The sequence below is a fragment of the Jeotgalicoccus huakuii genome, assembly GCF_036665975.1.
Taxonomy (GTDB): domain Bacteria; phylum Bacillota; class Bacilli; order Staphylococcales; family Salinicoccaceae; genus Jeotgalicoccus; species Jeotgalicoccus marinus.
Window position 1 is genome coordinate 1 of the sequence record NZ_JAVIYN010000009.1, and the last position, 20,415, is coordinate 20,415.

The following is a 20,415-nucleotide window of genomic DNA, read 5'->3' on the forward strand; positions in this document are numbered from 1 at the left end:
AGAGACCTTCTAGGTCTCTTTTTTTTGTCTATTTATACTATAATATAAAGAATAATAAGTGCAGATTAATGAGGTGGTAAGGTGTTATATGAAACGCTTAGAGATTTAAGACAAGCAAATGCCCTATCTATGCATGTACCGGGTCATAAAAATGGAACCATCGGTAATTTATCTGAACATATCTTTTTAGACTTTGATCGAACTGAAATTTTAGGCTTAGATAATTTACATGCTCCGGAAAGTGTTTTAAAAGAATTGAATTTGTCTTTGGCTAGTAAGGCACCTGGTTATTATGCACAAGCAATGGTCAATGGGACTACAAATGGTATTTTGAGTAGTATGTTTGCTTTCAGTGATGATTTTAGTTTTGTTCTGTTAGGTGATTTACATAAATCTATATATAATGCTCTGACTTTATCAAAATCTTCTTATACTTATATAGAAGATACCCAAATATTTGATGCTTCATTTCAAGATAAAGTATTAGTACTAACTTCACCATCATATGAAGGACGAATTCTTCATAATCTACAGGCCATCGTTAACCATGTTAAAAATACTGGGGGCTACGTGCTTATAGACGCTGCCCATGGTGCACATTTATCTATAACGGATCACTTTCCTGATGGCGCGCATGTCACAGGTGCAGATATTGTAGTTGAATCCTATCATAAAATGCTACCTGCCTTAACTATGGCATCTGTTATCTTTGTGAAAGAACGTGAGCTTTATGAAAAGGTTTGTTCATATATTAATCAGTTTGAAACATCAAGTCCGTCCTATTTAGTTTTGGCTTCTATCGAATATGCTCAGCATTTTTATAATACATATGATGATCAAATCTTTTTTGTTAAACGACAAGCTTTAATTAATAAACTTAAAGCTTTAAACATCAGTGTTACTGAAGTTAATGATCCAGCAAAGTTGCTCTTAAACAGTGAGGATGGTCCTTACCAGCTTAACGCACAACTTATCGCTCAAAATATCTACAGTGAAATGACGACGGATGAAGGTGTGTTGTGGTGCCTACCACTATGGCACGAAAATGATCGTTATCCATTTGAATTGTTGTTAGAGCGTTTAGAACATCTAGAGGAGGTAGAAGAAAACCATAGTAATGACGTTGATTTAAACTTTCTTATAGATAAGACATGCATAGAAAATGTAGTCCCTTATCCTCCTGGTGTACCTTTGGTGTTAAAGGGATGTGTCTTTACTAAGGATGACATTAAAACTGTCAAACAATATCTGTTTAATCATGTTAAAATAGAGGGTATAGATAACAATATTAATTATTACTTATGAATGAGGCAGATTATGAGTTACTTCATTACTTTTGAGGGACCTGAAGGTTCTGGTAAGTCCACAGTGATTAAACACGTCCATGAGGCCTTATCGAAATCTTGTCCAGTAATTACAACGAGAGAACCTGGCGGTATTGCGATTAGTGAAAAAATTCGTGACCTTCTGTTAGATGAGGGAAACGTTATGGATGGGCGAACTGAAGCACTTTTGTTTGCTGCGTCTAGACGTCAGCATTTAGTGGAACGAGTCATCCCTGCATTAAACGAAAAAAAAATTGTGCTCTGTGACCGTTTTGTAGATAGCTCACTTGCCTATCAAGGCATGGCGAGAGAAATTGGTTTTGATGAAGTGATGGCAATAAATCAATTTGCAATCGACAATCATATGCCGGATTTAACAATCTATTTAAAATTGGCACCAGAGGTTGGTCTTAAGCGGATTAGTGACAATAGACGTGAAAATAATCGTTTAGATCAAGAGACTATAGACTTTCACAAAAAAGTTGTCTCGGGTTATAATGAGTTATCGATGCTTTACCCTGAAAGGATTAAAGTTGTCGATGCATCACAGTCAGTCGAGAAGGTAGTCAGCGATACTTTAACTATAATTGAAGAATGTATAAATTTTAGAGGTGAATATTTATGAAAATGGTAATTGCGATTGTACAAGACCACGATAGCCAAAGATTAAATGATAAATTAACTAAGAATGATTTCCGTAATACAAAACTTGCATCTACAGGTGGCTTCTTACGTGCTGGGAATACAACTTTCCTATGTGGGGTAGAAGATGCACGTGTCGATGAGTTATTGAAATTAATTGATGACACATGTGGTAACAGAGAGCAAACAGTTGCTCCAGTTACACCTATGGGTGGTAACGCTGACTCTTACATTCCTTACCCAGTTGAGGTGGAAGTAGGCGGCGCAACAGTATTCGTCTTACCAATCGAACAATTCGAAAGATTCTAGAATGAACAACAGGATAGTAAAAGAACAACTGTTAAAAATTATTGATAGCAAAAAGCTGAGCCATACTTATATGTTTGAAGGTGACACCATAGAAACCTTGTCTAAGTATAGTAAGTTTTTTGCAATGCACATTTTTGGGGATACTGAGAGAAACCAAATGTTGGTAAAATCAGGTAATCATCCGGATTTGTACTATTTATCCACTAAAGAAACATCGATAAAAAAAGAACAGATTGAAGAATTGGTTCATAGGATGAATCAAAAACCAATCGAATCTGACTATAAAGTTTATATTATAGAGCAGTTTGAGAAATTAACACCTCAAGCGGAAAATAGCGTATTAAAATTTTTAGAAGAACCACCTGAAAAAACCATTGCCATACTACTTACAATTAACAAAAGCGGCATTTTGCCAACGATACACTCGAGAAGTCAACATATCGCAATCCAAGGTGAAGATGAGGATCGTATTAATGCATTACCCCAATTGTCAGAAGCAGAAAGAACGACTGTCAATGTTCTCTCTTTAAATGCAACTCATGTTCAGGAGCTAGATGATAAGTTTTCTACTATTAGAAATGAAGTCATCAATTTCTCGAATCGTTGGATTCATGACCACCCACTTACGCTAATCGATATGAAGCGAATGCTTGATTTATGTGATGATCGAAGGGATCAGGTTATGCTCTTGGCGCTAATAAGTGGGTTTGTACGGCAAACGTTACACCATGCTATCGGTTTAGAAGATTTTAAGCCATTTGAAACCCATATGCCTGAAGGTAATGATGTTCACCCGGCTAAATTAACTCGAATACTTGAAGAAATTCAAGAAGCAAACCGATTGTTAACGTTTAACGTCAATCCAATGCTTGTTTTTGAAGGTATGGTCATAGGTGCGAAAGGTTGATGGACTATGTTTAAAATCATCAAGGTGACGCAACTTGATTATTATGACAATCTCTACATCACATGTAGTGATGATTCTATAGAGCGACACGATTATATCGTTGCAGAAACAAAAAGAGGTCTCGAGCTACTTAGTGTAGTTAAAGGGACTTATGAAATTCCAAAAGATAATATCGTTGAGCCTGACGGTAAATATCTACGTTTAGCAACGGAAGAAGACTTGATTAAATTCAAAGTTAATGATGAAAAAGCATCTGAAGCGCTTGAATTTTGTAAGGATGCTGTCAAACAAGAAAAGCTTGAAATGAATCTCGTCAATGCTAAATACACACTCGATTTGAAAAAGTTAATCTTTAATTTTACTTCTGATGAGCGGGTAGACTTTAGAAATTTGGTAAGAATATTAGCGACAAAATTCAAAACACGAATTGAACTCAGACAAATTGGTGTACGTGATGAGGCAAAATACCTAGGTGGTATAGGCCCATGTGGACGTGCACACTGCTGTTCTACATTCCTCGGTGACTTTGTACCCGTGAGTATTCAAATGGCGAAGAATCAGGACTTATCACTGTCTCCAAGTAAGATTTCTGGTGCATGTGGTCGTTTAATGTGCTGTCTCAATTATGAAGATGAGTACTATGAAGAAGCCAGAGTGAAGTTACCTGATGTAGGCGAGAAAGTAAAAACACCTGCAGGTATCGGTAAAGTTATTGGTATTAATATTTTAGACCTAGCTGTTAGAGTAAAGGGTTCTGATGACTATATTGAAGAATATGGTGAAGAAGATATTGATAAGCTGGAGGTTGTGAATTGATGGACCGTGAACAATTGTTCCTTCACATTCAACAGCTTGAACGTAATTTGCATGTTATGAATGAAGAGATGCAAACTTTAAAAGAATTGACTGTTAAACTGGTCGAAGAAAATGTCAGTTTAGAGATAGAAAAAGAGAACTATGAACAATTATTAAATGAGAAAGAAGAAAAAGACGTTCCATTTAAAGAGAATTCTTTAAAAAGTCTATATGATGAAGGGTTTCATGTATGTAGTATTCACTTTGGTACGCATAGACATGGTGACGATTGCCTCTTCTGCCAATCATTTTTTAATGAAAGACAAGGTTAAGCAGCTGTTGGCTGCTTTTCTTTTTGAGGTGAAACGATGTTAAAACCAAGTGAGAGAATCGATGAACTATACAGAGAACAAATGAAGATTATTCAAAGTAGCGAAACATTTTCATTCTCAGTCGATGCATTATTACTCGGTGACTTTGTAAAATTAAGAAAACGTGATAGAAATATCATGGATCTCTGTAGTGGTAATGGCATCATTCCATTACTTTTAAGTTATCGTACGGATAAAAAAATTGATGCTGTTGAAATCCAAGAACGTCTATGTGATATGGCTGAACGTAGTATAGATATGAATGGAAAAACTGGTCAGATTTCAGTATATAATTTGGATATTAAAGATATAAAATCGAAGTTTAATCATTCTACTTATGATGTAATCACAGTCAATCCTCCGTATTTTACAAACAATCAACCTGTAAAAATTGGAGATGCTGAACGTACTGCTAGACATGAGATTCACATCGATTTAAAAGGTATTGCTGAAGCATGCCGCTACTTGATTACAAACAAGGGTCGGCTTTATATGGTACATCGAGCTGAAAGAAGTGCAGAAGTATTTGCCTTACTTCACAATAGTGGTTTTAGGGTTAGACGTGCACGTTATGTTTATAATGATCCACAGTCAAAAGAAGCGATGCTTATAGTGATTGAGGCGATATTTAACTCTAATGCTTACGTTGATGTACTCAAGCCTTTCTATATCTACGACACAGTCGGGACATACTCTCCTGAAATTTTGGAGGTCTACTACGGCAATGACAGATAAGGTATATTATGTCTATATTCTACAATGCAATGACGATACGCTTTATACAGGTTATACCACTGATATAGAGCATAGAGTGGACATACATAATAAAGGACTAGGTGCAAAGTATACACGAGGACGTCTACCTGTAATCTTAAGATACGTTGAGATGTACGATACAAAGAGTGAGGCTTTAAAAAGAGAGTACGCAATAAAGCAATTATCGAAAGTAGAAAAGAAAGCTTTGATGGAGGGCTGAATATGTTGTATATAACTGGCACACCAATTGGCAATCTAGATGATATGTCTTATCGAGCGGTAAGTACTTTAGCAGCAGTTGATGAAATTCTCTGTGAAGACACAAGAACCACGAGGAAACTAACCAATCATTTTGAAATTACCACACCGCTTAGAAGCTATCATGACTTTAATAAAGAAACAGCAACTGAAGAGATTATTGAAGAACTTAAAGCTGGTAAGTCTTTTGCTTTGGTTACTGATGCCGGTATGCCAGTAATTTCAGACCCAGGCTTTGAACTTGTTAGCCGCCTACAGGATGAGTCATTAGACTATACGGTGATTCCAGCAGCATCTGCTTTTACAATGGCACTTGTTGCAAGTGGGATTCCTTCTTATGAATTCACATATTTTGGTTTTCTACCAAAAAGTAATCAGAAGAGGCAAGAAAAGCTGACAGAAATTCTGCACCATCGAAAGACAGCTGTGATATATGAATCTCCACACCGAATGAAACAGTTGTTAAAAGACTTGGCAAAGTTTGATCCTAAACGACTTGTTTCTATTTCCAGAGAAATTACTAAGAAGTTTGAGCAACATGAAAGAAAAACTGCAAATGAACTTTTATATATGATGGATAAAGAAATTCCATTAAAAGGTGAATTTGTTGTTGTAATTGAAGGTTATGAAGAGGAAACAGTCAATTTTACAGGGACTGCTAAGGATCACGTATCTGAACTTGTCAATGAAGGAATGAAACCCAAAGATGCAATTAAACTTGTTTCAGAACTAAGAGGCATGAAGAAACAAGATGTATATGACGGGTTTCACAAATGAAAAAGCCATGAAGCATCTTCATGGCTGAACTCACATATTATTTATTATCGAGTTTTCTTTGAATTTCATTAATTAATAGTTCTGCGCCCTCAGGACTCAAAACGATTTTACCATCTGCAAGAGATAGATTATCGTCTGATACATCGCCAGTTACTGCACAAGTCATACGTGGGTGATATTTCTTCAAGATGATTTTGTCGTCATCAGTAAAGATCTCAAGTGCATCTTTAACTTCTATATCGAGTACACGGCGTAGTTCGATAGGAATGACGATGCGTCCAAGTTCATCGACCTTACGCACAATTCCTGTAGATTTCATTAAGAATTCCTCCTACATTACTACCCAAACATAAAGATAATGAGTGGATATTGTAAATGTCAATTGAATAAAAATAATTGTATATTCATGACTTAATTATCCATGGTAAATGGATATTCATGACTATAGCACATAATGAATTTAAAAACTATTAAAAACTGCTTGTAATTGAAAAAAATACATATTTTAGATATAGTAGATTAGTATATTATAGGAGGATTTTCCATGACAAAACCAACATTTTATATCACGACGCCAATTTATTATCCGAGTGGGAAGCTCCATATCGGTAATGCCTATACTACGATAGCATGTGACGTAATGGCTAGGTATAAACGAATGCGTGGGTATGATGTTTATTATTTAACTGGTGCGGATGAGCACGGGCAAAAAATTGAGCAAAAAGCAGAAGATATGGGTATATCACCGCAGAATTATGTTGATGATATGGCAAAATCCATGAAAGACTTATGGCAGATGTTAGATATCACCTATGACCAATTTATACGTACGACAAGTGAAAAGCATAAAAAAGCAGTTCAATATATCTTTGAACGTTTACTTGAACAAGGCGATATCTATCTAGGTGAATATGAAGGCTGGTATTCAGTACAAGATGAAGAATTCTTTACTGAAACACAGTTGGAAGAAGTGTACCGAGATGATGAGGGTAATATGATTGGTGGCCGCGCACCAAGTGGCCACGATGTTGAACTCGTAAAAGAGGAAAGTTATTTCTTTAGAATGAGTAAATATGCGGATCGTCTGGTTCAATACTATGAAGATCATCCGGACTTTATTCAACCGGAAACACGTAAGAATGAAATGCTGAATAACTTCATTAAGCCGGGCTTAGAAGACTTGGCTGTATCTAGAACGACATTTTCTTGGGGTGTACCAGTAAAATCTGACCCAAAACACGTTGTCTATGTTTGGATTGATGCATTAGCAAACTACATTACAGCACTCGGCTATGCATCAGATGATGATGAACTATTTAAAAAATATTGGCCTGCAGATGTGCACATGATCGGTAAAGAAATTGTGCGTTTCCACTCAATCTATTGGCCAATTATGTTAATGGCACTAGATTTACCATTGCCTAAAAAGTTACTCGGTCACGGTTGGTTACTCATGAAAGATGGTAAGATGTCTAAATCTAAAGGTAACGTAATTTACCCTGACCAAATCGTTGAAAGATATGGTCTTGATTCACTGAGATATTACTTAATGCGTGAAGTACCTTTCGGTTCCGATGGTGTATTTACACCTGAGTCATTTATCGAAAGAACAAACTTTGATTTAGCAAACGATCTCGGTAACCTCGTCAACCGTACGATTTCAATGATTAATAAGTACTTTGATGGAGAGTTACCTGCTTATACAGGTGCGCATAATGATATCGATAAAAACCTAGAAGCTGTTGTAGCTGAAAACATCAGCGAATATGAAACAGCAATGGAAAATATGAAGTTCAATACTGCATTAAGAGCGGTATGGACGATTATTAGCCGTTCAAATAAATATATTGATGAAACATCTCCATGGGTTTTAGCGAAAGATGAAGCGAAAAAAGAAGAGCTTGGTAATGTTATGGTGCACTTAGCGGAGAATATCCGTATTGCAGCAGTTCTATTAAAACCATATCTACCTCACGGACCTAAAGAGATATTTAAGCAATTAAATATTGTTGATGAAGATCAACAGACTTATGATTCTACTTTAACTTACGGCATCATTAAGCCTGCTGGGGCTTTATCGAAACCGAACCCAATCTACCCTAGACTCGATGTCGAAGAAGAGGTTCAACATATTAAGGATCAAATGAAACCTTCAACACCTGTTGAAGAAGCTGATGATGCTGAGAACGACACGATAACAATTGATGACTTCAACAAAGTAGAAATTAAAGTTGCCACAATTGTTGGAGCACAAGCGGTTAAAAAAGCGGATAAATTACTTAAAATACAAGTCGATTTAGGTAATGAAGAACGTCAGATAGTTTCAGGTATCCATGAGCATTACGAGCCAGGGGATATCATTGGTAAGAAGGTACTTGTTGTAACTAACTTACAACCTGTAAAACTTCGTGGTGAAAAATCTGAAGGCATGATTTTAACTGCAGAAAAAGGAAATCGCCTGACACTAATTGACGTACCAGATGGTATTGAGAATGGTAGCGTTGTAAAATAAAACGGGAGTGATTTTGTGTTAATCGATACGCATGTCCACTTAAATGCAGAACAATATAATGAAGACTTAGACGCAGTCATCGACAGAGCAAGAGACAATGGTATTGAAAAGATGGTGGTTGTTGGCTGTGACCGTGAATCAATCGAGCGTACTATGGAAATGATTGATGAGTATGATGATATATACGGTGTCATTGGTTGGCACCCTGTGGATGCAATCGATTGTACAGATGATGACCTCAGATGGATCGAGGAATTGTCTAAGCATGAAAAAATTGTAGGTATTGGTGAAACTGGTCTTGATTATCATTGGGATAAGTCACCTAAAGACGTACAAAAAGAATTGTTTAGAAAACAAATTGCCTTAGCTAAACGGGTGAATTTACCTATTATCATTCATAATAGAGAGTCAACTGCTGATTGTGTAGAAATCCTTAAGGAAGAGGATGCACATGAAGTCGGAGGTATCATGCATGCTTTTTCTGCAGATGAACGTACTGCAGATGAGATTATCGCAATGAATTTCTATGTCTCTTTAGGTGGTCCTGTGACTTTTAAAAATGCACAGCTGCCTAAGGATATTGCAGTTCACGTTCCATTAGATCGTTTACTTGTTGAAACGGATGCACCGTATTTAACACCGCATCCATATAGAGGGAAAAGGAATGAACCTGCACATGTTAAATTAGTGGCAGAGAAAATTGCGGAACTTCGCAACATTTCATATGAAGCGCTAGGTCAAGCAACAACTGAAAATGCTGAACGTCTGTTCAATTTATAAAAATCAGTGTTTTACTTTGCACAGTCAAGGTAAAACACTGATATTTTTTATATTAAATTATGGTATGATACTAAGCGTATATAGAGGTGAATTTATGGATAAACCCATCATTAAAGAAATCGTAATCGTTGAAGGCAGAGATGACACAAGGCGTTTAAAAGAAGCAGTTATCTGCCAAACGATTGAAACGAATGGCTCAGCGATTAACGAAAGCACATTAAAAGAAATCGAAGTCGCCCTCAATACGAGAGGTGCCATTATATTTACTGACCCTGATTTCCCAGGACATAAAATTAGAAATACCATCATAGCGCGATTTCCAAATATAAAGGAAGCATTTTTGCCAAAGAGAAAGGCAAAAGGTAAAGTGGGGCAGAGTTTAGGTGTTGAACATGCTTCAATAGAAGATATCAGACAGGCCCTAAAGCATTCTGTGACGAGTGTGGCAATAGATACAGAAGTGATTAGTATTAAAGATATGCAGGATTTTGGTTTGTCTGGTGACAGGGAATCCAAAGCGCGTAGAGCGTACCTAACAGATCGTTTAAATATAGGATATGCGAATGCATCCGCACTTCGAAATAAACTCAATCGTTATGGCATACCACGTGAAAAAATAGCTGAGATATTAGCTGAAGATAAGAGGAGTTAAATATGAAATATATCGCAAGTGCAGGTCGGACAAAAGAAATTTTAGCAAAGCATGGTTTTACATTTAAAAAGAGCCTTGGACAGAATTTTTTAATTGATTCAAATGTCATTAGGGAAGTTATCCATAAAGCAAATATTGATAAAAACACAGGCGTCATTGAAGTTGGTCCTGGGATTGGTTCTTTGACTGAACATTTGGCGATTCATGCCAAAAAGGTACTAGCCTTTGAAATAGACCAACGTTTAATTCCAGTTTTAGATGATACATTAAGTGAATATGATAATGTGACAGTAATCAATGAAGATATATTAGAAGCCGATGTACCAAATAGTATTGAAACACATCTGTCAGACTGCGATGAAATCGTTGTTGTGGCAAATCTCCCTTACTATATTACAACTCCGATATTGATGAACTTCTTGACTTGCAATTTACCAATATCTCGCTACTATGTCATGATGCAAAAAGAAGTTGGAGAACGAATTAGTGCAGTAGCAAATACGAAAGCATACGGGTCTTTATCGATTGCGATTGATTATTACACTGAAGCGAAGACTGTACAGAATGTACCAAAAACTGTATTTATGCCACCACCTAATGTGGATTCAATCATCGTAGAATTGAAAACGAGAAGAAAGAAAAAGGTTCAAGTTGATGATGAATCAACATTCTTTAAATTAACAAGAGGGGCCTTTTTACACCGTAGAAAAACGATATTAAATAATTATCAAAGTCTATTTTTAGACGGGAAAAAGAAAAAAGATGAGATTAGGCAACTATTTGAGGATGCAGGTATAGAAGCAAATCGCAGAGGGGAAAGTTTAAACTTAGAAGATTATCAAAAAATTTATGAAGCTTTCAAGAAAAGTGACTTGGAATTTGTATAATTTGCACAGTTATTGGCTAATTTTTGACAGAATTATGTAAACTTGATATAATGAATCTAGTGAGGTGGGGTATAATGCCAAAAACATTAATCGACATCAAAAAGATTCTTGATTGTCAGTTAGGAAATCCATGTGTGCTTCGTGCAAACGGAGGACGCAAGAAGTTGATTGAAAGAAAAGGTATTTTAAGAGAAACATATCCATCGATTTTCGTAGTTGAACTAGATCAAGACGAGCACAATTTCGAACGTGTATCATATACATACACCGACGTTCTAACATCAAATGTAGAAGTAACATTCTATAATGACGATTTTACAGAAGAATTTCTTATTCAATAACATATGACAAACCATCCTTTAGGATGGTTTTTTTAGTTTATGAGCTAAATAACTGACTAAATTAGTCTGAATTATATATGATAGGTATAAATGAATGTCTAAGGAGGGCTATAAATGAAAGTGGCCATAGTGAGTGGTTCAGTTGTAGGCAGTAAAACACGAAAGATTACAACTGAAATTAAGGAAAAAATTGATGAGAAGTACAGTGATTATGAAATTTCTTATATAGACTTAAAAGACTATGATATGCCCTATAGTGATGGCAGGAATTATTTAGATTATGATGATTCAACATCCAGTGCTTTAAAACAAATAATGGAAGCGGATGTGGTCTTTATAGGGACACCAATCTTCCAAGCTTCGATACCCGCACCTTTAAAAAACTTATTCGATCTTCTTCCACCAGATGGATTCCGTAATAAGACTGTAGGTATGGTAATTACAGCAGGATCTCAGAGACATTACTTAGTTGCTGAGCAACAACTTAAGCCTATTTTAGCTTATATGAAGGCAAATATTGTACAAGGTTATGTTTATGCTATAGATTCTGACTTTGGTTCTACAGGTGTAGAAAGTGACGATATTCACTACCGAATTGATCGTTTGATTGAAGCGACTTTTAATGAAAGAGAAGCCCAGCGACATGTGTTGAGTAAATATGAAGAACATAGTACAGGGATAGTGTAAGATAAAAAAACGCGTACACCAATAAAGTGTACGCGTTTTAATGTATATAAAGCTTTGACTTATCTAATTGTTTTTAGAGCTTTAGCCCAGTTAGCTGTAGTTGCAATTACTGCTTCGATTGTTGCAGTGTGTACTTCAGCTGGCTTGAAAGTTGACATGTTTTCGAAGTCAGTGAATAGGCTGAATGCGCCGAATGGTCCAACTGTAGCAACGTTGAAGTTTGCTAAGATTTGACGTAGAGATTGTGTAGCAGCAACACCAAGTGTTGAACCGTAACCTACGATACCAGCAGCTTTGTTACCAAATTCAGGTCCTAAGTAGTCAATTTGACTCTTAAGTACAGTTGAAGTAGCTTTGTTGTATTCAGGTGTGATGAAGATGAATCCGTCTAAAGAGTCAATTTTTTGTGACCAACGGTTGATGTCTTCACTTGTGTATTGTTTATTAGCCATTGCTGGTGGCATAGCTTCGTTGAAAAGTGGAAGCTCGTAATCTTTGATGTCTACGATTTCGAATTCTGCATCTAGATTTAATTTATCTGCTTGTTCTTTTACCCATTCTGCAACTTGTAAGTTGACGCGTCCTTCACGTACACTTCCAGTTACAATACCAATTTTAGTCATTTAAAATACCTCCGAGGTGTGTAATTAATATTGAGTTACATTTTGTAACTGATTAATAATATACATTATTTCGAAAGAGAAATAAAGTCTTTTAGCTCAATTATTCAATGAAATTGTAATGATTACGTTTACATGATAAATTTAAATAGATTAATTAGCTTGGAGGGTTATTTAATGGACTTAGAGATTGGTACTGTGATTGGTAAACCAACAGAAGATAAGATTCAACTCGTTAATGGCAAGACTTATGCAGTACAGATGCCCTACGATTATTTTGAGAGGCTATCGAAAGTTGTTAGGGATTCGGATGCCAATGTGTTTACTAATGATATCCCTGTTTATAAACGTATCACTTTCAAAGCTCATATTCATTACTTTAAAAAATGGTATAATAGTCCACTAAAAGTTGATGATTTAATTCAACAATTTAGAATTGAAACGCCTGATGAGAAACTATCAAAACAAAATAAAAACGAGATACAAAAGCTTAATTATATACAAGCTCTGTTAACGGATGAACAGCACATTGTGTTTATTGACCCTTTTTTACATACGATTAACGATAATATTCATCTCTTTCATAAGATGAAGGCACAACTTATAGACCAAAATAAGTCACTGCTTGTGGTAACCTCTCGTTTAGAAGATGCCTTTGTATTACAATCAGACGTTATGAAGATTAATGAGGATGGATTGAAAATTGTAGAAACGTCAGAAAATACAGTTGATGATAAAGAAGTGCAAAATACAAAAATTAAAGTCAAAGCAAATGATAAGACGATTTTTGTGGACATTAGTGATATTGAATTTTTAGAGAGTCAGGATGGTAAGGTCTATATAAATCTAGATGGTGAGAAATTTATGATGGAAACAACCTTACAAAATGCAGAGGATGAGTTGAGCGGTCACGGTTTTTATCGATGTCATCGTTCCTACATCGTCAACTTACATAAGGTGAAGGAGATAATTACATGGTCTAAGAATGCGTACTCTGTGATTATCGATAACCATGAAAAATCTAAAATCCCTTTATCAAGAACGAAGCATAATGAAATTCAAGAGCGTCTCATTACATTATAGGTAGGGTGGCTTATTAAAATGCACAAAATTTATGCAACAATATACCGTGATTTTAAAGAGTACCTTGCAAATTATTCTGTATTTATACTATTTTTAATGCCATTAGGCATGGCACTTATCTACCGTATGATTGGGCAAGATGCTGGTGAAACGATACCAAATATCATGGTCTTTATAATTATTGGAACGGTGTTAGCTGCAGTCACAACGAATGTGCCACTTATGTTATTTGCAGATGAAATAGAGCACGGTATGATTCGTATGGTGGTCAAAGATAAAAAGGATCTTTGTTTTATGATCATTGGAAGAAGTGCGCTTGTAATCATAATGTCAGCCCTGTTAATCATTGTCTCACTTGTGATTATTGATCGTATTGACATGTTGTCACTCAGTTTGTCGTTTGGCTTGTTCCTAGCAATGCTAGTATTTTTAGGACTGGGTATACTATTTGGTATTCGCACAAAACTAGAAACAACATCAGCAGTTGCAGGTGTCATTATCTTGTTCTTACTCGGTATGACACCCATAGTTGAGAGCATGGGGCTCACAAATGTGTCGTTTATTAGGTTTTTGGCAGACATCACACCTGTTTACCAATTGATGGCATTACAAAATAACGCTAGTGTAATGCCTATCGTTATTTTGTTGATATGGCTTGGTATAATAGGGTTCCTTGCCTATAGAAGTTTAGAAATAGATGAAAAAATTTGAGTACAGTTGAGCTTATTTTTGGTACAACTTAGTAAAAATTCATAACAATACAACACTTGAATACCACAACTTAAAATGAAATAGCTACAATTCGCCGCGATCTTATCGCGGCTTTTTTGTATTTCTTTTAAGCTTGAATTACGAACAAGAAAACGAAATTGGAGGTATTAGGATGAGCATTATTAAAGTAAATGACTTAGAGAAGAATTTTGGCAGTGAGCGTGCCTTAAAAGGTGTTTCATTTGAAATGCAGAAAGGGCAAATATTTGGTCTATTAGGTCCGAGTGGTTCTGGTAAAACAACAACAATTAAAGTACTAACGGGAGAATTTGAACCTAATGGTGGAACGGTAATTGTGAATGGCTTTAATCACGAACAATTTGGCAAGAACGATTATGTAAGTAAGTTAGGGATTTTATCGGATAAGAGCTCCTTATATGAGAGATTAACTGTTAAAGACAATTTAGAACTATTTAGAAAATTATACGGCGCACCAAAGGGTTCCGTTGAAAGCGTCCTAAAAGATGTTGGCCTAGCAGATGAAATCGATAAAACTGTATCGAAATTATCTAAAGGTATGAAGCAAAGAATTCTTCTATGTAAGGCAGTGATTCATAAGCCGGATATTCTATTCTTAGATGAACCAACTTCAGCACTAGATCCAACAACGGCAGAAAAGATTCATGAGATGTTAGAAGCTTTAAGAGATGAAGGCACAACAGTCTTACTCACAACACATAATATGGATGAGGCAACGAGACTTTGTGACAATGTTGCCTTTTTATATCAAGGTGTCATCCAAGATTACGGTTCACCAAGTGAGCTCAGACACAAGTACAAGCGTAACGTCGTTCATGTCACGTATAACGACGGATCACAAAAAACGATTGATAAGTCAGCGGACAACGAAGCCCTCTTAAAATCAGTATTGCTTGATGAGGCTGCAGTGGATGTCAGAACGGATTTTCCAACACTCGGTGAAGTGTTCAAAAAAGTAACAGGTAAGGAGTTGTATTAATATGAATATCACTAGAATAATGGCGATTTTTGAAAAAGACCTTAAAGAATTTATAAAGAATATGATGCTGTTTACTTCGGTGCTAATTCCGATTATCTTAGCTTTTCTATTTACTAACCTAGGCGACGCGACAGGCGGACTACCTGCTGAAACCCTAGCGCTCATCGCAGGAGTCGTATTTTCAGCAGTGACTTTCAGTGCAATCATGACGATGATTGCAGAAGAAAATGAAAAAGACACCTTAAGAGGTCTTTTACAATCACCAGCTACCTTTATGGACATTATCGTAGGTAAGAGCATGGTTATCGGATTGATGACGATTATTTCCTTGGTTGCCTCTATATTTGTAATTGGTCCAACAGATTATTGGACAGGGGAAAATATTGTGAGCCTAATATTACTCGGTGTGTTCTTTATCAACCTAGGTATCGGGATTGGGCTGATTGTGAAATCAGTTGCCACAACATCAGTGTACCTCATACCAATCATGTTCATCTTTGGTTTTACACCCTATATCGAACTACTGGTGACGGACCCAGACAGTATCGCTATAAAAATTGCCGAATACTTCCCCCTATACCAGCATATCTTCATTTTGAACGGTGAAGGCGGAATTAAAGAGTTCATTATCCTTGCCGCTTGGGTCGCAGTCAGTTTCGTAGTGACACTATGGGGCTTCAAAGTAAGAAAATCAGATGATTAATTAATAACTAATATAATTCTAAACAACCCGTACCGTTTCTGGTGTGGGTTGTTTTAATTTCCCAACTTAGAGCCTTAGAAATATGATAAAATAACGCATATATCAACTCGATTAAAAAATTAACAAAGGACATGGAACTATGCACTATGAAACAGCACCAGCCAAAATAAACTTAACACTGGATACGCTCTTTAAGCGTAACGACGGCTATCACGAGGTCAGTATGGTTATGACAACAGTGGATTTAAATGACCATTTGTCCTTTGAAAAAAGGACAGACAAGAAGATAGTCATAGAAACTGACAATCAATTTGTGCCGACTAATAGAAGAAATTTAGCATATCAGGCCGCAGAGCTGATGATGAAGCGCTATAACATAAGTACGGGTGTTACGATTCACATTGATAAACACATCCCAATTGCTGCTGGTTTAGCTGGTGGCTCAGCGGATGCGGCAGCGACATTCCGTGGTATAAATGCTATATATGAGCTCGGCATCGAACTAGACGAGCTTGCTGAATTGTCAGCCGAGCTCGGCTCAGATATCCCATTTTGCGTATATGGTGGCACGGCACTTGCAACGGGGCGCGGTGAGATGATTGAGCGACTACCGAGTCCACCACATGGATGGGTTGTTTTAGCCAAGCCCAAAATTAGCGTGTCGACGAAAACAATATACTCAGCCTTAAAACCTGGTAAAAACAAACCAGCATCAAATGAAATGAAAAGAGCTATTATCGATGGAGACTATGATTCAATTATTCGACTCTTAAAAAATGATTTAGAAGAAGTGACGGTCAAAAAGTATCCTGAGGTCAAAAAGCTTGTAGAAAATATGAGAGATTCTGGTGCTGATGGAGCAATGATGAGTGGTAGTGGACCGACAGTATTCGGAATATGTAAAAAAGAAAGACAAGCAAATCACGTATATAATGCGCTTAAAGGATGCTGTTCTGAAGTTTATAGAATAAGATTACTCGGCTAAGTATTAAAAACCGAACATATATGTTAGAATTGTTGTCAATAATACGGATTAGGAGTTAAGTTATGAAATTTAAACGCAGTGAACGATTGGTCTATATGACCCAGCATTTAGTTTCACATCCGAATCAATTAATTCCACTCACAACATACGTAGAGAAATTCAGCCAAGCGAAATCATCAATTAGTGAGGACATAAGAATAATTAAGGATGTTATGGATTCAGAGGGGCTCGGTGTCTTAAAAACCACAGCGGGAGCAAATGGGGGTGCAATGTTTATCCCTAAAATTAGTCTGGAACGTGCTGAAGAAATTATAAAGTACTTCAAAAAAGAATTAGAGGAAAGTGAAAGGCTTTTACCAGGTGGTTATTTATACATGTCAGACATCATGGGAGATCCTAAGATGATGAACGATTTTGGGGATTTAATTGCCACGATGTATGGTGATGTTGAAATCGATGCAGTAGTAACGATTGCGACTAAAGGGATCTCCTTGGCTAATGCAGTTGCACGTAAATTGAATGTACCTGTTGCTGTGATTAGAAAGGATAATAAAGTTACAGAAGGGTCCACAGTCTCAATCAACTATGTATCAGGTTCGACACGTAAGATTGAAACGATGGTCTTATCAAAACGCACTCTAAAAGAAGGGTCAAATGTACTTGTTGTCGATGACTTTCTTAGAGCCGGTGGTTCGATTACAGGCGTTACGAATCTCATGGAGGAGTTCAATGCCACGGTCGCTGGTGTGAGTGTACTTGTTGAAGCGAAGCAAGTTGCGAATCGTCGTTTCAAAGATTATACATCCTTACTTAAAGTGTCGGAGATTGATGAATACAACGAGTCGTTTGTAGTTGAAGAAGGCAACTGTTTAGATTACATTAAAGATAAATAAACTAGGAGGTCGATATTCATGGAACCAATCAATTCAAATAAAGCACCAGCAGCCGTTGGACCATACAGCCACGGTGTCAAAACAGGCAACTTATTCTACTCATCTGGACAAGTACCACTAACACTTGAGGGTAAGATTGTGTCTGAAGACGTCAAAGAGCAAACTAAGCAAGTCTTAGATAATGTTGGTGGCGTTCTAGAAGCGGCTGAATTATCATACGAAAATGTGGTTAAAACTACTATTTTTATTACTGATATGAACGATTTCGCGTTAATTAATGAAGTTTATGGGACGTACTTTACGGGTAAACTACCAGCAAGATCATGTGTAGAAGTTAGCCGGCTCCCATTAGATGCGAAAGTAGAAATTGAAGTCGTCGCATCATTTGAATAACTGGTTATTTTAGTGGGTTCTTAGTTAGATAAGCGTTTTACACAGAGGATCTAAAACACAAATCTATGGAGGACAAACACATGAAAATAACAGATGTAAGATTACGAAAAGTCAATAATCAAGATACTAGAATGAAAGCGTTAGTATCTGTGACATTTGATGAGACATTTGTCGTACATGACTTACGCGTCATCGATGGTAATAATGGACTGTTTGTCGCTATGCCGAGTAAACGTACTCCGGACGGCGAATTTAGAGACATTGCTCACCCAATCAACACAGAGATGCGTCAGCATGTACAAGAAGAAGTGATGCGTGTCTATGAAGAAACTGAAGATCCAGCGTCTGAGGATTCAAACGAGGCTGTTGAACCAACAGTGGAATCTGATCCAGCAGAAGACGAAGATAGTACGCTTGAATCAACAGCATCAGAAGAATCTGACGAGAGCTTAAACGAAAGGGTTAATGATGAAAATAGCCCTGAAGTCACTGAAGATACAGCTGACGAAGAAAGAGAATAATAATTGGATTTTAGGCCGGGCCATCAGTGTCCGGCCTAAGCTCTGTCTTGAAAGATGTGACAGTCTGAAATATAATTAAAACATCGTATTTAAATGGGGGTTAATTATGCAAGTTAGAGCGATAATCACTGCTGCTGGCACAGGCAAGCGAATGAATTCAAAACAACCGAAAGTACTACACGAAGTTTGTGGAATTCCAATGATTACTAGAGTGATCAATAGTGTGAAAGATGCAGGTGTTTCAGAGATTTACGTTGTTTTAGGTAATGATTCAGAAGCGGTTAAAGCGATCTTACCAGAAGACATTAAAACGGTTGAACAAAAAGAACAGCTCGGTACAGCAGATGCTGTTAAACAGTTAGAGAGTGAGCTCCAAAACCAAGAAGGTGAGACCCTCGTTGTATGTGGCGATACGCCATTAATTAGTCCTAAAACGCTCTCGATGTTACAAGGTGAGCATGAACAAACTGGTTTTAAAGCGACAATTTTATCTGCTTACACAGAAAATCCTGGAAGTTTTGGGCGTGTCATTCGTAAGGAAAACGGCACAGTGAAAGAAATTTTGGAAGCAGCTGAACTAAGAGAAGAACAAAAAGATATAAAAGAAGTTTCAGCTGGTGTTGCATTATTTAATAATGTTGAGTTGTTTAAGGCTTTAAGAAAAGTAACGAACGATAACGAAACCGGTGAGTATTACCTGTCAGATATCATTGGCATTTTAAGTAGTAAGGGTCAACGTGTTGGTGCTTATGTTACTGCTGACCATGAAGAGATTATCGGTGTTAATGATCGTCTTCTTCTTGCTGAGGCATCCAGAATACTTAGAATGAGAATTAACGAAGGACATTTAGAAAAAGGTGTCACAATTATCGATCCTCTAAACACATATATCGATGAAAGTGTTAAGATTGGTATGGATACTATTATTTATCCGAATACTGTACTTAAAGGAAACACCGTTATCGGTGAAGGTACGATTATTTCTGCAAACTGTGAGATTTCTAATAGTTTAATTGGTGATGAAGTCGAGATTAAACATTCAGTAGTATCAGATGCGGAAGTTGGTAACCAAACGACTGTTGGTCCATATGCACAACTACGTCCAGGTGCCAAACTTGGGTCTACTGTTAAAGTTGGAAACTTTGTAGAAGTGAAGAAAGCAGTCTTAAAAGACGGCGCTAAAGTATCACATCTAAGCTATATTGGAGATGCGGAAATTGGCGAACGTGCAAATATCGGCTGTGGTGCAATCACTGTAAACTATGACGGTGTAAACAAATTTAAAACAACGGTCGGAGATGATGCGTTTATCGGCTGTAATACGAACTTAGTTGCACCGGTTTCTGTAGGAGAACGTTCTATAACTGCAGCAGGGTCTACAATTACAGACGATGTTCCAAATGATAGTCTAGCAATCGCAAGAAGTAAGCAAACGACAAAAGACGGCTACTACAAAAAATAATACTTGGAGGATCAAAATGTTAGCTTC

Annotated in this window: 25 protein-coding genes and 1 pseudogene; 24 read left to right on the top strand and 2 right to left on the bottom strand. The window is 36.8% G+C overall.

The genetic code is table 11. The annotated features are described in order from the left end of the window. Positions 1 to 81 precede the first annotated feature (81 nt). From V6E76_RS05905 to rsmI, 9 genes are read left to right on the top strand one after another with little or no spacing between them, the layout of a single operon-like run. Entirely contained in the window at positions 82 to 1,305 is a 1,224-nt protein-coding gene (locus V6E76_RS05905) for an Orn/Lys/Arg family decarboxylase (protein WP_247351499.1), read from the top strand. Positions 1,306 to 1,317: 12 nt separating this feature from the next. After that, entirely contained in the window at positions 1,318 to 1,950 is a 633-nt protein-coding gene (gene tmk, locus V6E76_RS05910) for a dTMP kinase (RefSeq protein WP_247351496.1), read from the top strand. Then, a complete protein-coding gene (gene darA / locus V6E76_RS05915; RefSeq protein WP_026866209.1) occupies positions 1,947 to 2,276 on the top strand; it encodes a cyclic di-AMP receptor DarA in 330 nt (109 codons plus the stop codon). Before tmk ends, darA begins: the two co-directional genes overlap by 4 nt. A gap of 1 nt (position 2,277) precedes the next feature. Beyond that, positions 2,278 to 3,183, top strand: coding sequence for a DNA polymerase III delta subunit-related protein (locus V6E76_RS05920; RefSeq protein WP_247351493.1), 906 nt, complete (start codon positions 2,278 to 2,280; stop codon positions 3,181 to 3,183). Positions 3,184 to 3,189: 6 nt separating this feature from the next. After that, positions 3,190 to 3,999, top strand: coding sequence for a PSP1 domain-containing protein (locus V6E76_RS05925; RefSeq protein WP_247351491.1), 810 nt, complete (start codon positions 3,190 to 3,192; stop codon positions 3,997 to 3,999). After that, complete coding sequence (locus V6E76_RS05930) at positions 3,999 to 4,310, top strand: initiation-control protein YabA (RefSeq protein ID WP_026866206.1); 312 nt, start codon at positions 3,999 to 4,001, stop codon at positions 4,308 to 4,310. Before V6E76_RS05925 ends, V6E76_RS05930 begins: the two co-directional genes overlap by 1 nt. 36 nt (positions 4,311 to 4,346) lie before the next feature. Beyond that, complete coding sequence (locus V6E76_RS05935; RefSeq protein WP_247351489.1) at positions 4,347 to 5,084, top strand: tRNA1(Val) (adenine(37)-N6)-methyltransferase; 738 nt, start codon at positions 4,347 to 4,349, stop codon at positions 5,082 to 5,084. Further along, a complete protein-coding gene (locus V6E76_RS05940) occupies positions 5,074 to 5,325 on the top strand; it encodes a GIY-YIG nuclease family protein (RefSeq protein WP_247351486.1) in 252 nt (83 codons plus the stop codon). Before V6E76_RS05935 ends, V6E76_RS05940 begins: the two co-directional genes overlap by 11 nt. 2 nt (positions 5,326 to 5,327) lie before the next feature. Beyond that, positions 5,328 to 6,140 (top strand): 16S rRNA (cytidine(1402)-2'-O)-methyltransferase, encoded by an 813-nt coding sequence (gene rsmI / locus V6E76_RS05945; RefSeq protein WP_247351483.1) that lies wholly within the window; start codon positions 5,328 to 5,330, stop codon positions 6,138 to 6,140. Between the two features lie 37 nt (positions 6,141 to 6,177). On the opposite strand, the gene abrB is transcribed toward rsmI, so the two are convergent. Further along, positions 6,178 to 6,459 carry a transition state genes transcriptional regulator AbrB gene (abrB, locus tag V6E76_RS05950; RefSeq protein WP_026866202.1) on the bottom strand — a complete coding sequence of 94 codons (282 nt, stop codon included), beginning with the start codon at positions 6,457 to 6,459 and terminating at the stop codon, positions 6,178 to 6,180. Positions 6,460 to 6,684: 225 nt separating this feature from the next. Here abrB and metG point away from each other — a divergent pair, with 225 nt between their 5' ends. The 6 genes from metG (at position 6,685) to V6E76_RS05980 (ending at position 11,999) form a co-directional block, all read left to right on the top strand. Then, positions 6,685 to 8,652 (top strand): methionine--tRNA ligase, encoded by a 1,968-nt coding sequence (metG, locus tag V6E76_RS05955; protein ID WP_247351470.1) that lies wholly within the window; start codon positions 6,685 to 6,687, stop codon positions 8,650 to 8,652. Positions 8,653 to 8,667: 15 nt separating this feature from the next. Next, on the top strand, positions 8,668 to 9,432 hold the full coding sequence (locus tag V6E76_RS05960; RefSeq protein ID WP_247351455.1) for a TatD family hydrolase: 765 nt from the start codon (positions 8,668 to 8,670) through the stop codon (positions 9,430 to 9,432). Positions 9,433 to 9,526: 94 nt separating this feature from the next. Then, positions 9,527 to 10,084 (top strand): ribonuclease M5, encoded by a 558-nt coding sequence (gene rnmV / locus V6E76_RS05965; RefSeq protein WP_247351452.1) that lies wholly within the window; start codon positions 9,527 to 9,529, stop codon positions 10,082 to 10,084. 2 nt (positions 10,085 to 10,086) lie between these two features. Next, positions 10,087 to 10,971, top strand: a complete 885-nt coding sequence (gene rsmA, locus V6E76_RS05970) for a 16S rRNA (adenine(1518)-N(6)/adenine(1519)-N(6))-dimethyltransferase RsmA (protein ID WP_247351447.1) — start codon at positions 10,087 to 10,089, stop codon at positions 10,969 to 10,971. Positions 10,972 to 11,045: 74 nt separating this feature from the next. Continuing rightward, the gene (locus tag V6E76_RS05975; protein WP_026860087.1) at positions 11,046 to 11,312 is read left to right on the top strand and encodes a Veg family protein; all 267 of its coding nucleotides are present in this window, start codon (positions 11,046 to 11,048) and stop codon (positions 11,310 to 11,312) included. A gap of 114 nt (positions 11,313 to 11,426) precedes the next feature. Beyond that, the gene (locus V6E76_RS05980) at positions 11,427 to 11,999 is read left to right on the top strand and encodes an NADPH-dependent FMN reductase (protein ID WP_026866197.1); all 573 of its coding nucleotides are present in this window, start codon (positions 11,427 to 11,429) and stop codon (positions 11,997 to 11,999) included. 59 nt (positions 12,000 to 12,058) lie between these two features. On the opposite strand, the gene V6E76_RS05985 is transcribed toward V6E76_RS05980, so the two are convergent. Further along, on the bottom strand, positions 12,059 to 12,622 hold the full coding sequence (locus tag V6E76_RS05985) for an NADPH-dependent FMN reductase (protein ID WP_166627034.1): 564 nt from the start codon (positions 12,620 to 12,622) through the stop codon (positions 12,059 to 12,061). 174 nt (positions 12,623 to 12,796) lie between these two features. Between V6E76_RS05985 and V6E76_RS05990 the strand changes: the two genes are divergently transcribed. The 9 genes and pseudogenes from V6E76_RS05990 to glmU all read left to right on the top strand — a co-directional run bounded on the left by V6E76_RS05990 (position 12,797) and on the right by glmU (position 20,388). Then, positions 12,797 to 13,702 carry a LytTR family DNA-binding domain-containing protein gene (locus V6E76_RS05990; RefSeq protein WP_247351433.1) on the top strand — a complete coding sequence of 302 codons (906 nt, stop codon included), beginning with the start codon at positions 12,797 to 12,799 and terminating at the stop codon, positions 13,700 to 13,702. Between the two features lie 18 nt (positions 13,703 to 13,720). Then, positions 13,721 to 14,413, top strand: a complete 693-nt coding sequence (locus V6E76_RS05995; RefSeq protein WP_247351431.1) for a hypothetical protein — start codon at positions 13,721 to 13,723, stop codon at positions 14,411 to 14,413. Between the two features lie 172 nt (positions 14,414 to 14,585). Next, positions 14,586 to 15,431, top strand: coding sequence for an ABC transporter ATP-binding protein (locus V6E76_RS06000; protein ID WP_035855739.1), 846 nt, complete (start codon positions 14,586 to 14,588; stop codon positions 15,429 to 15,431). A gap of 1 nt (position 15,432) precedes the next feature. After that, a complete protein-coding gene (locus V6E76_RS06005; RefSeq protein ID WP_247351428.1) occupies positions 15,433 to 16,134 on the top strand; it encodes an ABC transporter permease in 702 nt (233 codons plus the stop codon). Positions 16,135 to 16,273: 139 nt separating this feature from the next. Next, a complete protein-coding gene (ispE, locus tag V6E76_RS06010; protein ID WP_247351425.1) occupies positions 16,274 to 17,119 on the top strand; it encodes a 4-(cytidine 5'-diphospho)-2-C-methyl-D-erythritol kinase in 846 nt (281 codons plus the stop codon). A gap of 62 nt (positions 17,120 to 17,181) precedes the next feature. Beyond that, positions 17,182 to 18,012, top strand: coding sequence for a pur operon repressor (gene purR / locus V6E76_RS06015; protein WP_198687289.1), 831 nt, complete (start codon positions 17,182 to 17,184; stop codon positions 18,010 to 18,012). An 18-nt stretch (positions 18,013 to 18,030) separates the two neighbouring features. Beyond that, on the top strand, positions 18,031 to 18,405 hold the full coding sequence (locus tag V6E76_RS06020) for a RidA family protein (protein ID WP_026866189.1): 375 nt from the start codon (positions 18,031 to 18,033) through the stop codon (positions 18,403 to 18,405). Between the two features lie 80 nt (positions 18,406 to 18,485). Next, positions 18,486 to 18,788: pseudogene (gene spoVG / locus V6E76_RS06025) on the top strand (septation regulator SpoVG); the annotation flags it as partial. 244 nt (positions 18,789 to 19,032) lie between these two features. Further along, positions 19,033 to 20,388: a bifunctional UDP-N-acetylglucosamine diphosphorylase/glucosamine-1-phosphate N-acetyltransferase GlmU gene (gene glmU / locus V6E76_RS06030; RefSeq protein ID WP_247351409.1), complete on the top strand. Its 1,356-nt coding sequence runs from the start codon at positions 19,033 to 19,035 to the stop codon at positions 20,386 to 20,388. The last annotated feature ends 27 nt before the right edge of the window (positions 20,389 to 20,415 follow it).